A 13,299-nucleotide genomic window follows, 5' to 3' on the forward strand; every position below is an offset into this window, starting at 1 on the left:
GACACACCCTCAAGACTCCGGGTAACAATCACCAATGACCAACCAACAAAAAACAGGGCCAGCCGCCGAGGCTGGCCATCTTGGTTTTGCCATCAGCCGCCTGCCGACGCCAAAACGCAACCAGCTGCCGCTATCCAAGAAGACCCTCAAGGCCCGTATCGATGCCCTCGCCAATGCCATGCCGGGCACCAAGCTGGAGGCCGCCTTTGTCGGTGCCCCTGGTGAATCCGATCTGGTCTGGGCGGTGCAACTGCTCGATGGCCTCTCCATGCAGTTCACCCAGGTGCTGTTCAAGCAGTACGTGCGCCGCCGCAAAGATGGCACTACCCGCAACTGCCGCAGCGCAAACATCTGGCTGCGGGAACGGGTGAAGTGGGTCCGCTCCCTGGTGATGGCCCTGCCGGTCGATGCCCAGCAGCTACGCGATGATGACGGGCGCAAGCGGGTGGCCAACCAGTTCGCCAACCAGACTGCCGCCATTTGGAAGAACATCGAACAGAACGCCGCAGCCGGTGAGCTGGATCTGATGGCGACATGGGACGCCATCAAGCAGCCAGCAGACCAGTGGGGATTCATCGGCAGGATGCCGGACTTCAAAACCAAAGAGGCCAGGGATAACTGGATCCTGAGCGTGATGGTGCGCCTGCTATCTGCCAAGTGGTGGGAAAGGCGTATCAACCGCTGCTGGGACAGGCTGCAAGAGCACATCGCCATTCTGCTGGGCAAGGTGCGCAAGGGGGTCTCTGCCTACGTCTCGAACGCCACCATGAAGGTGGTGCGCGAGCGCAAGCGGGCCATGATGCGCTGGCTGGCCGAGTCGGAGGTGATGAACGAGCAGCACGACCTGGTTGTCTCGATGAAGGACTGCTGGGAAGCGAGCAATGCCAACCCGGTCAACCGCCGCGCCGAGATGATGACCCGCATGCGCGGCTTTGAAGACTACGCCGAGGAGCAGGGCCATGTGGGGGTGTTCTTCACCTGGACAGCCCCGAGCCGCTTCCATGCCTGGAAGACGGGCCGCAACGGCAAGACCATCGAAAATGACAAGTACCAGGGCGCTACCCCGCGCGACACCTGCGCCTATCTGGGCCAGCTATGGAGCCGGGCCCGTTCATACCTGAAGCGCTGGGGCATGCCTATCTATGGCTTCCGGGTTTGTGAGCCGCACCACGATGGCACGCCGCACTGGCACATGCTGCTGTTTATGCGCAAATGCGACCGGAATGGGGTGATCGACACTCTGCAGCGTTATGCCCTGACAGATGATCGGCAGGAGCTGGAGCGCAACAACCTGGGAATTCCATTCACCGACTTTACCCCGCGCTTCGACTGGAAGGAGATCGACCCGTCCAAGGGGGACGCCACCGGCTACATCGCCGCCTATATCGCCAAGAACATCGACGGCGAGCATGTGGATGGTGATGAAGAAGCGGGCACCAAGGCAGACCAGGGTGCCCAGCATGCCTGCGCCTGGGCGGCGTGGTGGGGGATCCGCACCTTCCAGCAGATCGGCGGCGCCCCTGTCGGGGTATGGCGTGAGCTGCGCCGCATCAGCAACGCCAAGAAGCACGGCGATCTAGTGGGGCCACCCAAGCCGGTCTTGCAAGACCCGCGCTTTGAGGCCGCCCGCTATGCCGCCGATAACGGCATCTTCCGCTGCTACCTCGAAGCCATGGGCGGGGCCCTCTCTACCCGCGCCGAGCACCCTATCAAGCTGGCCCACCTCATCGAGGAGCAGGCCAACGCTTACGGCGAAGACATCAAGCGCCTGATGGGGCTGCACACCGCTCGCCTGGGTATCAAGACCCGCCTGCAAGGGTGGGAAGTGGTACCAGCAGGCACCTATGAGGCCGCCAAGGCCGCCGGGGGTTCGGGTTGGGGTGTAGGTGTTCAGTCGGGCGACAGCCCGGCTCCTTGGAGCTCTGACAATAACTGTACGCAGCCGGATCCTGAGGCGTTCGCGGATCAGTTGATGGCAGAGCAATGGGGTTTATCTCCCTTCTCCATCGGGCGTTTACGGGCAGGCGCCAGCGTCAGCTCGGACGGCTTCACCCTCTGGCTGGAGAACGGCCAGGTGCAGTCGAGCCGGGCGATCCCGAGCGAGCCGGATTGGCAACCGGAAGGCCAGGTGCCAGCCGAACAGGGCCAGCCGGATGAGTATGCGGTACCGGAAGGCGATGAGGACTGGCCGATGCTGGTTGAGCTCTGCGGCAAGGTCTACCAGGCGCAGGGCCATGCCGGGGCGTACCGCTGGATAGAGATGCTGCCGCAGCCCTATCAGTCCGAGATGTGGCGGGTATTGGAAGGGCTGGATGCACCGGAATGGATGCAGGAACAGGACGACTACAGCGAGGAGTGGGCATGAACATGAGTAGCAAACAGACCGTCAGCCGCGAAGAGTACCGCCGCCTGGATAACCGGGTGACCTGCATTCTCCAGCAGCGCTGGCCAGCCAACGAGATCAGCCAGTGGGTGGGGATGCTAAAGGGCAAACAGCAGGCCGTGGCCTGCGCCATCCTGCGCCGCCGTCACCCTCGCCCCGTATCGCTGGCCCTGCCGGCCATCGCCGCCGAGGTGCCGAACCCGTTTCAGGCCAAGTCCAGCCGCCCCACCGTGCCAGTGCTGACAGCTGATGGCCGCTCGGTTGGCCGCCGCCATATCGTGGACGGACTGACCCCAGTGGCCATCGACCAGAGCGGAACCATCCGGTGCGCCGTCACCGGCCGCACCCTCTTTATCGCCCCGGGCAGCGCCATCGACCGCGCCAACCCGGGTGCTGCCACACAGCTCAACCCAACATACCGGCCGGCACTGCACCAGGTAGTGGCTGACCATCGACAGAACACCACATCAGGAGAATGAACATTCGACAAGCTCTACTTGCAGCAGTGTAGCTTGCTCATTGTCGATTGTTTATCGCACTGGTGACTACGAATGAAAAATCATCGCATGAATAGCCACACTCTACTACGGGAAGTCAGCTCATGCATCATCCGCTCCTTTGTCGCTCGCTCTCAGTCAGGTACTATGCACAGTATTTTTCTAGTACTAAGAAGAGAACCCTGATGCAGGTCACAAGCAGAACCCCCGAGCAGCCCTCAAAAGCAGGGAGTTACACGTACATACGCAGAGACCATACAACAGCGCTGATTACGAAAATCGCCAAAGGCTATAAACATACACTCACCAGTATTGAGGAATGCGAAGCCGCCATTGGTGTAGCATCCAGCGAATCCAACTGGGTGGTTGTTGCCGCGATAGGCCTTCACATATCAACTATCTGGCCTAGCCGATTACGGGGACCGCTCGCACATCATGACGGGCTTAAACAGCTTCAGCTGTTTGCAGATGCTCGCGAAGTAATAGATTTAGCAATCAGTAACTTGGGACCAGGCGTCCTTTTGATTCAGCGGTTAATAACTCTCCACCTGCAATGCTGTCGGCCGGATCAAGCTCTTGCGGTTTTCAACGAGCACCCTGTTGCTGCCTCTGATAGTGTTTCATTGAAATCTGCTGTTGATGCCGCATTGAAACTGAAGGATTTCCAGTCAGCATCAAGAATAATTGAAATGGAAAGCTTCCCAGACAAAGACATAAATCATTTCAAAAACCGTGTAAGCCGTGAAAAAGAGTCTTGGGAAAAACTGGTTGAAGAATGGAATCACACTAAGCGGTCAGAATCCGGAACCCAAGACATAACCTCACTTTTAGACGAAGGAAAAACAGATTTAGCTATAACAGGAATCTGGCTTCTTTATAGATGTGGGTCTTGTGAGGTGGATTTTTTTGATGTAGCAACACAGATACTGCCTACAGAGAGTGAGAGAAGTGAGCGCGTAGTATTCTTCAGAACACTTGCCTATCGTATTTTCCCGGGAAAACTGGAATACGCCTTTTTATACATCAGGGCCAGTTTCTTTTCATATCAATACGAACAAGCGTATGCCGCGCTTGTAGACAACTATCTCCAAATTGAAAATAGTGCATATATAAAACTAAAAATAAGACTAGAGGACCTTATAGGATTTAAGTCCGAGTCTTTCACTTGCACACAAATATCAGGCGGTTCATCAGTTGAACAAGCACAGCTTGAAGCTATTAGGGCTGCCAACATTCTAACTTGGAAAAATGAACATGTGCGAGCAGCACATTTCAGCCTTTCTGTGCTGAAAAGCTGTAGCAGCCCAGCCGTTCTTGAAGCACTTCGGCTTCCATCTCCATATGTCCGCGCCAGAAAGGTTAACTCGCCAAAAATTGCCGTATGTATTTCAGGTCAATTGCGTAGTGCCCAGACAAATTTGCCACATATCTTCTCGAATATAGTTGAGCCTCTAGGTGCGGACGTGTTTGTCCATACATGGGATAAAGCACAATGTACTCTGCCAAGATTTCGGCACATCCACAGATTCATAGGCTCTAAGCTTACCAATGATTTGCCTGCTCATTTACGGGAAACACCAGCGTTCTCAGCAAGATTCCCTACCACATCAAGAAAATTAGTTACACCAATTGAAACAATAGTGACACCATCTTGGATTGAAAAGATCATAGATGTTAAGAAATGCGTTATAGAGACGGAGCAGAACTTCTTAGATAACAGAAATATTAGTCAATCATTAAAGTTCGCAAGAACCTTTAATCAAGCAAAGATGTTCTATAAGATAAAGGCATGCGATGATCTGCGTAAATCACATGAGCTTGAATGCGGTTTCAAATATGACGCAATTATTAGAATAAGACCTGATTTACAGATCAAAATACCTGAACTTAAAAGCTATGTGCAGGACGTAATAGAAAATAGAAATAGAATACTTGTCCACTATGTGGATATTATGGGCGCTGGAGACCAGTTTGCCATAGCCTCTCCTGATGCGATGGAGGCCTATGCGAGCATATGGGATTTTCTGGAAAATCATGAGCGATGGGATTACCTTCCTGGCTTCGATAACGAACCAGCCGAGATACTTGTTGGAAATCACCTGTTAGCCGCAGGACTTCAAGCTCAAATCGTTCCAGCCAGTCATAATAATCTAGCTACCGATCTTGCGATTGCCTATCACGATCTCACCAGCGAGCTAGAATATGATGCAAACAATCATGGCGACCCAGCAGAAGTACAGGGATTTTTATCAAGTTATAATAGCTGGTACAAAGATAATTTCATCAATGCTAAAGAGAGCGCAAAATGAATAAAATTGAAACCAATTTATATCCAATTTACGTAAACCAAGACGAAGCAGATGAACTATGTATTCAACAAGGTTGGTATATAGATGGGCTTGGTTCACTCAGAGTAAACCCGCAAACTGGAAATCCATTTGGCAGCGAGCAAGAGGCTGCCGACTACATTTCGAATAGTAACCACAGTAGTCCCACGTCTGAGGATTGATATTACCAGTTTTTTTCTGATGTAATGAAAGATAGTCATAAAGCCGATTTGAAGCTGTTCGGCTGAACCAGATTAATGCCAAGGGGCGCTATTGCGCCCCCAGTCCTTTCAGTACCAACTGCCGCCCCTCTGGCGTCAGTGATCCAAGCAGCCCCAGCACCAACTGGTTCGTCGTCCTGGCAGACGGACTCAGCGTGTGAGTGAACGACAGTGTGGCTACCCAGCTATGACCACACTCCGCATCGGTGCACTGACAATAGAGATCAGAGACCTCATTGCTCAGCCGATTGGTCTTGGTAATACGGCCTCGCTGGCCACACTCTTTACAAAAAACCCGCATCACCCCTCCCGATAAATCGAAATCTCAATCACTAGGTTGCATCTTACATCAATAAGACTGTGTTTTTATACAGCAGCCCCTATCGTTTCTCGAAACGTGACCCACAGCGCCCGGGGCAGGCCAGCGCTGTTGATGGCGTCCTGCACCAATTCACACAGCGGCAGCACTTCGTTTCGGGCATAGGTGGCGTCGTACTTCTCGGGATCCCCTAGCCCGCCCCCGCCATTGGTGGGGATGATGCCGGCCAGCGCTGGCGGGTACCGATGCGCCGTCAGCACATCCTGGGCAGTGATCCCCTTGATGGCCGCGAACTCGTCCTTGGTGGCGATATCCCCCACCGGGATCAGCTTGATGCCATCGGGCTTGCCATCGGGGATGTTCACGAACATCGAGCGGAAGTTCCCCACCCCTTTGGAGTTCGCGATCATCTCCTTCATCTCCACCTCGGTTTCGTCGTCCATGTTGGGGTCGGTCGCGTAGAAGATGAACCCCATGTGGGCACCGTTGAGGAAGTAGCGACGTCGGAACAGGGTGGCGTCCTGGTTGAGCAGTGCCGACTGCAGGCCGCCCAGGTAATCGGGCATGCCATAGACCTGCTGCTCGGGGTCATACTGGGCCAGCCAAATCACATCATCCGGGCGGTAAATCAGGTTCGGCTTGCCCTGCTGCAGGTAGACAAAGCAGCCATCCTCGCGCCGGCGCAGATAGACGCTCGAGAGCGGGTGCAGCCCCACCACCTGGCCGAAACTATTGCGCAGCTTCAGCAAGCCACCATCGCCAAACTGCAGGTAGTTGTGCACGAACGCCGTGATGGTGGCGCGTTGGTTGGTGAAGCGCCCCGCCACCATGTTCCGGCGTGCCATCAGGATGGCCCCATGGTGGGCGTTAGCCCGGGCTACTTTGGCCAGCCCCTTGCGGTCGATAGGTGGCTGGTAGTATTCCCCATAGGGGTTGTAAAACACCCCGGTGTAATCGGTCATCCAGGCCGTGGGGTCGATGGCCTCCGGCATGCTGAACACCACCGAGGGCCGGGGGGATGAGGCGGCCGCCTGGGCCGGTTGTTGTGTCTTTCGCTTGGTCATGCTGCCTTCTTCTCTTGGCTGGTTGCCCAGGTGGATTTGCGTTTGCGGTGGGTATCAAGGGGCTCATTGGCCACGGCGTGGGCGATGGCAAAAAATACGTCGGCGTGCCCGGTCACGTTGTCCCGGGCGGCCCGGAAGGTCATCTGGCCACCGCCGGTGGTGCTGCGTTTGATGGCGAGAAAGGCGAGCGGGATGTCCCGATCCGAGCTGTCCCACTCGATGCGGTTCGCCTCCACCACATCGATCATCTTGAGCACCAGCCGCGATTTGCTCTCGATGCTGTAGTTGATGGGGTGACACACCCCTTTGAAGACCGGCTTCAAGAGGTCAAACACCCCAGAGCCGATGCCGGAGACATCGACCCCGAGATAGGTGACCCGGAACTTCTTGGCGATGCGCTCTATCTCTTGCGCCTGGAACTGGAAGTTGAGCCCACGCCAGTAGTGCTTTTCCAGCACCCGGAAGCGCTCGCCGGCGACGGTGGGCGGGGCGACCACCACCAGGGTGGCGTTGTCGCGGGTGCGGCTCGGGTCATAGCCCATCCACACCTCGCGACGTCCGAACGGGTCAGGACGCCCGGGCTTGTAGTCCTCCCACCGGGTCGGGTCCACCCCTGCCCGCTCCATATCCTGAAACTTGAACACCGACAGGGCATCGTCGATAAAGCGGCACATGTAGAGGCGGTCGAACACCTCCTCCGGGTACTCGTCCTTGAGCTCCTCGATGTCGATGAGGTGGCAACCGAGGCGAATGGCGTCCTCGATGGTGATGACGTAGCGCCATTGCCTGTCAGGACAGACGCGGCCCCCGTCACGCAGGTCATCTTCGCCTGGGAAGTCGATGCCCACCCGGCTCGGGCGCTGCCCCTTCCAACGCTCCCCGGTCCAGAACCGGTAAGCCTCGTGCACCTTGCTCGACGGGGTCGAGAAGTAGGTCTTGCGCCAGTGGCTCTGGGTCGCCATGGCACTGGCCACATCAGACAGTTTCTCGAAGTTGGGGATCCAGAAGTATTCGTCGATGTAGACGTTGCCGGAACGGGACTGGGCACTGTTGGAGTTGGTGGAGCAGAAGTGCAGCTCTGCCCCGTTCGACAGCACGATGGGGTTGCCGGTCAGGGTGACGCCCAGGAAGGTCTGGGCAATCTTGCAGATGTAGGAACGGAACACCTCGGCCTGGGCCCGGGTGGCAGACAGGAAAATCTGGTTGCCGCCCGTCAGCACCGCATCTTCCAGCGCCTCGCCGGCGAAATAGTAGGTCATGCCGATCTGGCGGGACTTGAGGATGTTACGGGTACGCGGCAGCGCCGGGTCGTTCTTGGCCTCCCGCACCCGCAACTGATAGCCGAACAGGGTACCCAGCCACTCGGTAAAGTCATCGGCCGTCAGGTGCCCGATCTCGTTCTTGGCCTTCTTGCCCCCCTTGCGGCCGCCCCCTCCCTGGCTGTTGTGCTCACGCTTGCCACGGCTGGGCCCGGGTTCACTCCCTTCCGCCCGCTGGGTCTTGAGGGCCTGCTCACGCTCGGCCCACTTGAGTGCCTTCTCTTTGAGGCTGACATGGTGGCCGATGAGCCGGTCCAGCTCCTCTTGCTCGCCCGGGGTTTTCTTCTCACGGTGCAGCAACACCTGCACCCGGCGATTGATGGCATCCTCCACCGCCTCTTCGGTCAGCAGGTCACGCCAGCCGAGCTTTTCGGCCCAGTAGTAGATGATACGACAGGAGTTGAGCCCCAGTTCGTCCTTGATCTCCTGGGGTGTCCATCGTTTAAGGTAGAGTCCCTTCGCCGCATTGCGGATCTCTTCGGGGTACGCCACGGCGCCTCCATCCGGTGAATGATGGCGCCATCATAGCCAGCCCCTTCCCCCCACTTATCCCACTGATGTTCTGAGCAATTCGGATTTCCTGATGGATCCGAATCCCGCCGAACGCCATAGCGTGAAACCACCTTGCCGACCCGATAGCCTGAGCCCGCATCACTTGGGAGTAGGCATGAACACATCAACCTTGAGAACTGGCTGGGTCTGTATCGCCACCGAAGGTACCACCGTCGATGGCAGGGAGATCACCGCTGCTTGGCTGACTGATATGGCCGAGACCTACGACCCGGAATACTACACAGCACTGATATGGCCCGAGCACGACCGCTGGGCAAACTTCGGCTATGTGCAGGAGCTCAAGACCGACGTAGTAGATGGCAAGCTCAAGCTGTTCGCCATCCTGAGTCCGACCCGGGATCTGGTTTATTACAACCAGGTTGGCCAGTACCAGTTCTGTTCCATCGAACCACAAGAGCAGTTTGCCGATCTGGGCCGCACCTATCTGCGCGGCCTGGGCGTCACCGACCAGCCAGCCAGCACCGGCACCACCCACCTCAAGTTCAAGAAGAAGGGCGAGTCTCGCCTGATCGGTACCAGCGAACCGCTGGATCTCTCCACCTTCAAACTGCCCAAGCACGAGAAGGCAGACGGCCTGATATCCAAGTTTTTCAGCTTCCTGGCCAGCCACGGCGAGCCAGCCCTCCAACCTACCCCCAGCCAACCCGAGGATGAGGAAATGACCAAAGAGCAATTCGATCTGCTGCAGGGGACCCTGACCGGCCTTGGCGAAAAGATCGAGTCCTTCAGCGCCAAGCTGGAAGCCAAACCGAATACCACCGCCCCGGTGACCGAACCGGCGAAAGAAGAGAAGGCCGGCATCACCGCCGAGCAGTTCACCAAGCTGGAGCAGACCCTGACCGGCCTCACCGATAAGGTCGGCGAGCTGCAGGGCAAGATCGACAAGTTCTCCGTTGAAGTGCCGGGCCAGCGCCCAGGTGAACTCGGCGGTGACGATACCCCCACCGTCTATTAAGGAGCGGCCGTGAGTCAGTCACTTACCCCCCAGGCCCGTAAACGCCTGGATCAATACAGCAATGCCCTGGCCAAGACCTATGGCATCCCCGTAAACGTGCTGGACAAACAGTTCAGCGTCATCAGTGGCCCGGTGGAAACCGGCATGCGCTCTGCCTTGCTCGCCTCGGTCGAGTTCCTGAGCCTCATCACCTGTATGGATGTGGATCAGATCAAGGGCCAGGTAGTACAGGTCGGCATCGGCAAGTTGTTCACCGGCCGCAAGAAAGATGGTCGTTTCAACGGCAAGGTCGGCGTGGCCGGCAACACCTACGAGCTGACTGAGACAGACTCCTGTGCCTCGCTCGACTGGGCGACCCTGTGTGTCTGGGCCAACGCTGGCAGCGAGGGCGAGTTCATCCGCCTGGTCGGTGAGTTCATCAACACCGCATTCGCCCTCGACATACTGCGGGTAGGTTGGAACGGCGTAGAAGCCGCCGAAACCACCAATCCGACCGAGAAGCCGCTGGGTGAAGACGTCAACAAGGGTTGGCACCAGATCGCCCGCGAGTGGAACAACGGCAGCCAGATCATCAAGGCCAAGGCTGGCGAGAAGATCTACTTCGACCCGGACGGAAAGGGCGATTACAAAACCCTGGATGAGATGGCCTCCGACCTCATCAACGCCACCATCGATCCGCTGTTCCGCCAAGACCCGCGTCTGGTGGTGCTGGTAGGTACCGATCTGGTGGCCGCCGCTCAGGCCAAGCTCTACAGCGAAGCCACCAAGCCGAGCGAGCAGATCGCAGCCCAGAAGCTGGCCGAGTCCATCGCCGGGCGCAAGGCCTACATCCCCCCGTTCTTCCCGGGCAAGCGGATGGTGGTCACCACCCTGGACAACCTGCACTGCTACACCCAGCGCGGTACTCGCAACCGCAAGGCTGAGGATAACCAGGATCGCAAGTGCTTCGATAACCAGTACTGGCGCATGGAAGGTTATGCCCTGGGCGAGCACCTGGCCTATGGCGGCTTTGAAGAGGCCGACATCGTCATCGGTGCCAAGCCAGAAGAAGTCGGCGGTTAATTAATGAGCTCACCCGGTCAACGCCACAAGCAACGTGTACTCGCCATGCAGGGGGCCGAGCAGGCCGCCTGCTCTGGCATGGCCACCGGTGCAGTGGCCGACAGCCTGCACCTGCAACTGGTTGCCCTGGAACAGGACATTGCCCGCTTGCGCAAGCTGGCCCGCATCGGCGACCGGGTGAACATGAAACGCGATGAGCTGATGCCCAAGTACCGCCCCTATGTGGAGCGCTATCTGGCCGCCGTCAGCGAGTCGGGCCAGCCCTATCAGAACGAGCTGTTTCAGCGCCTTATCATCTGGGCGTTCGATGTGGGCGACTTCGATGCCGGCATCGCCTGGGCGGATCTCGCCATCGCCCAGGGCCAGCGCACCCCGAACAACATCAAGCGGGACTGGGCCCACTTCGTGGCCGACACCGTGTTGGAGTGGGCCGAGAAGCAGGCGGCCGAGGGGCACGCCGTCGAGCCCTGGTTCTCCCGGGTGTTCGACAAGGTGCGCAACGAGTGGCGCCTCAACGAACGGCTGACCGCCAAGTGGTTCAAGGCTGCGGGTTGCCTGCTGCTGCGCGACCACGACGGCCAGCCCCGCCCCAGCGCCGTTGGGGATAGCGCCACCCTGGAGCAGGCCGACCACTGGCTGGCCCAGGCCGACAAACTGCACGGCAAGGTGGGCGTCGGCACCTTGCGCCAGAAGATTGCCATGCGCCTCCGGGCGCTGAATCCGGAGTAACCGACTCTCCGCGCCGTCGCACCCCGGCGGGGAGGATAGGCCAGCCGCAAGGCTCGCGCCGAATCCTGCGATCCGTGGCTACAGGGGTGCACCTTTTCTCGCCGCGCCATCGGCGACCCGGGCAACCGGGGCAGTGGTGTTCACATTGGCAAGTATCAACAGGGGTCCAGACATGTTTGCAGGCAAGGACATCGACTATAGCGCCGCCACCATCCGCAATGACGGGTTCTGGCCTGATGTTGCCGTCGCCGACTTCGAACGCCGCCGCGCCCTGCCTGCCGATCTGGACCAGCAGACCACCGGCGCCGCCCTGCTCGCCGCCGTCTCTGAAATCAACCTGCAGCTCGCCAGCCATCAGACCGCGCTGCAGGGCAAGGGCTATACCAGTGCCGCCGCCGTACCGGGGCCGAGCCTTGACGATGGCGCTGACTCCGACAGAAACGCCCTGACCGAGCAGTACCTGGCCGCCGTATTCGCCCGCGCCAAGTCCGCGCTGCTACCCGAGTTCGCCAGCGTCACCGAGCGGGCCACAGCCAACAACCAGGTGGAGCGATCCCAGGACCAGCGCGCCCAGTTACTGGCCGAGAGCCAGCAACTGGTGCGCAGCATCAAGGGCAAGCACCGGGCGGGGGTATCGCTGATATGAGCGCAGTCATGAACGAGCAGCAGGCTCAGGGCTACTTCCTGCATGCGCTCCACGCCGAGCTGCTGCGGGTGCTGCCGGGAAAATGCCATAAGCGCCTGGATAGCTGGATGGAGAACGGCACCATCAAGCTCGAACCAAAGAACATGGGGCCCACCGGGGTGGATGTGGCCTGGCTCACCTACCAGGCGGTGTTCACCATCGAGCAACTGCCGTTTCGAGAGCTGGATCCGGCCATTCTGCTGGCGGCCGTCGCCGCCTGGGTGCAGGAACACGACGACTTTCGCGAGCAGTTCGAGCTGTCTGATCCAGAGTACGCCGTCACCCCGAACGACGAGCAGACTGCGGACCTCGAGATCCAGCTCCCCTTCGCTGAACCGCTGCGTCTTATCGAGCACCCGCAAGGGCTAATTAACTGGCTCGGCAAGCGCTGGAACGTGGCCCCATATGACATCTGGGTAGCCGAGCACATCGACCTGAACGTGGGTGATACAGGACAGCATCAGATTGGGGGCCCAGCATGATCACCATCACGCTCGACGCGCACCGAGGCAAAGACCAGCTCAACCTGCTGGCCCTGCCCCCCAAGAAGCGCAAGCGGCTGGTGTGGCGTGCCGCCAACGAGATGAAAAAGCTGGCCACCCGTAACGTGCGCCAGCAGCAAGACCCCAATGGCAATGCCTGGGCACCGCGCAAGCGGGGCAAACGCAAGATGTTGCGTGGCCTGCCCAAGCTGCTGCAGATCCGCGAGCCTCGCCAGGACATGGCAGAGCTGGGGTTCACCAAGGGCACCATGAGCGCCCACGCAGGGGTCATCGCTAACACCCACCAGAAGGGGCACACCTACAAGGTGACGGCCGCCAGCCGGCGCCGCATTGCCCCCAGTGATGTGGGCAAGAACAAGCAGGCCAGCAAGGCACAGGCCCGCAAGCTGCGCGAGCTTGGGTTCAAGCGTCCTGGAAAGCGCAAGCGGGCATACCGCTCGGCATCGCTGGGTTGGATCACCGCCAATCTCAACTACGCCCAGGCGGGGTTGCTTATCAAGAAGCTCAAGGACGAACCAGTGAAAGAGAGCTGGGAGATCCAGCTACCAGCCCGCCCGTTCCTGGGCGCCAACGCCAGGCAACGGCAGCAGGCCTTCGCCCGCGCCTTGCAGAGCATCGATTACGGCTGGGACGTCAACAAGCAAGACATGAAGGGGAAATAA

13 protein-coding genes are annotated in these 13,299 nt (G+C 58.7%); 10 read left to right on the forward strand and 3 right to left on the reverse strand.

Annotated features, from left to right (window positions below; genetic code table 11):
- Positions 1–34 precede the first annotated feature (34 nt).
- The 4 genes from ACLHZ1_RS02765 (at position 35) to ACLHZ1_RS02780 (ending at position 5,389) form a co-directional block, all read left to right on the forward strand.
- Positions 35–2,365, forward strand: a complete 2,331-nt coding sequence (locus tag ACLHZ1_RS02765; RefSeq protein ID WP_427260882.1) for a replication endonuclease — start codon at positions 35–37, stop codon at positions 2,363–2,365.
- A gap of 2 nt (positions 2,366–2,367) precedes the next feature.
- Positions 2,368–2,862, forward strand: coding sequence for a hypothetical protein (locus ACLHZ1_RS02770; protein WP_427260883.1), 495 nt, complete (start codon positions 2,368–2,370; stop codon positions 2,860–2,862).
- A 203-nt stretch (positions 2,863–3,065) separates the two neighbouring features.
- Positions 3,066–5,189, forward strand: a complete 2,124-nt coding sequence (locus ACLHZ1_RS02775) for a hypothetical protein (RefSeq protein WP_427260884.1) — start codon at positions 3,066–3,068, stop codon at positions 5,187–5,189.
- Positions 5,186–5,389 carry a hypothetical protein gene (locus ACLHZ1_RS02780; RefSeq protein WP_427260885.1) on the forward strand — a complete coding sequence of 68 codons (204 nt, stop codon included), beginning with the start codon at positions 5,186–5,188 and terminating at the stop codon, positions 5,387–5,389. The genes ACLHZ1_RS02775 and ACLHZ1_RS02780 overlap by 4 nt, the downstream gene beginning before the upstream one ends.
- A gap of 88 nt (positions 5,390–5,477) precedes the next feature.
- Here the strand turns inward: ACLHZ1_RS02780 and ACLHZ1_RS02785 are convergent, their stop codons facing one another.
- The 3 genes from ACLHZ1_RS02785 to ACLHZ1_RS02795 all read right to left on the reverse strand — a co-directional run bounded on the left by ACLHZ1_RS02785 (position 5,478) and on the right by ACLHZ1_RS02795 (position 8,622).
- Positions 5,478–5,729, reverse strand: coding sequence for an ogr/Delta-like zinc finger family protein (locus ACLHZ1_RS02785; protein WP_161648005.1), 252 nt, complete (start codon positions 5,727–5,729; stop codon positions 5,478–5,480).
- Between the two features lie 65 nt (positions 5,730–5,794).
- Positions 5,795–6,811, reverse strand: coding sequence for a phage portal protein (locus tag ACLHZ1_RS02790; protein WP_427260886.1), 1,017 nt, complete (start codon positions 6,809–6,811; stop codon positions 5,795–5,797).
- Entirely contained in the window at positions 6,808–8,622 is a 1,815-nt protein-coding gene (locus ACLHZ1_RS02795; RefSeq protein ID WP_427260887.1) for a terminase large subunit domain-containing protein, read from the reverse strand. Before ACLHZ1_RS02795 ends, ACLHZ1_RS02790 begins: the two co-directional genes overlap by 4 nt.
- Before the next feature lie 175 nt (positions 8,623–8,797).
- Here ACLHZ1_RS02795 and ACLHZ1_RS02800 point away from each other — a divergent pair, with 175 nt between their 5' ends.
- From ACLHZ1_RS02800 to ACLHZ1_RS02825, 6 genes are all read left to right on the forward strand, one after another.
- The gene (locus ACLHZ1_RS02800; RefSeq protein WP_427260888.1) at positions 8,798–9,658 is read left to right on the forward strand and encodes a GPO family capsid scaffolding protein; all 861 of its coding nucleotides are present in this window, start codon (positions 8,798–8,800) and stop codon (positions 9,656–9,658) included.
- Positions 9,659–9,667: 9 nt separating this feature from the next.
- Positions 9,668–10,720 carry a phage major capsid protein, P2 family gene (locus tag ACLHZ1_RS02805; protein ID WP_427260889.1) on the forward strand — a complete coding sequence of 351 codons (1,053 nt, stop codon included), beginning with the start codon at positions 9,668–9,670 and terminating at the stop codon, positions 10,718–10,720.
- Between the two features lie 3 nt (positions 10,721–10,723).
- Positions 10,724–11,449 (forward strand): terminase endonuclease subunit, encoded by a 726-nt coding sequence (locus ACLHZ1_RS02810; protein WP_427260890.1) that lies wholly within the window; start codon positions 10,724–10,726, stop codon positions 11,447–11,449.
- A gap of 172 nt (positions 11,450–11,621) precedes the next feature.
- Positions 11,622–12,095 carry a head completion/stabilization protein gene (locus tag ACLHZ1_RS02815; protein WP_427260891.1) on the forward strand — a complete coding sequence of 158 codons (474 nt, stop codon included), beginning with the start codon at positions 11,622–11,624 and terminating at the stop codon, positions 12,093–12,095.
- Complete coding sequence (locus ACLHZ1_RS02820; protein ID WP_241344198.1) at positions 12,092–12,616, forward strand: phage tail protein; 525 nt, start codon at positions 12,092–12,094, stop codon at positions 12,614–12,616. Before ACLHZ1_RS02815 ends, ACLHZ1_RS02820 begins: the two co-directional genes overlap by 4 nt.
- Positions 12,613–13,299: a phage virion morphogenesis protein gene (locus ACLHZ1_RS02825; protein WP_427260892.1), complete on the forward strand. Its 687-nt coding sequence runs from the start codon at positions 12,613–12,615 to the stop codon at positions 13,297–13,299. The genes ACLHZ1_RS02820 and ACLHZ1_RS02825 overlap by 4 nt, the downstream gene beginning before the upstream one ends.

The organism is Aeromonas sobria (assembly GCF_050266975.1).
Classification (GTDB): domain Bacteria; phylum Pseudomonadota; class Gammaproteobacteria; order Enterobacterales; family Aeromonadaceae; genus Aeromonas; species Aeromonas sobria_B.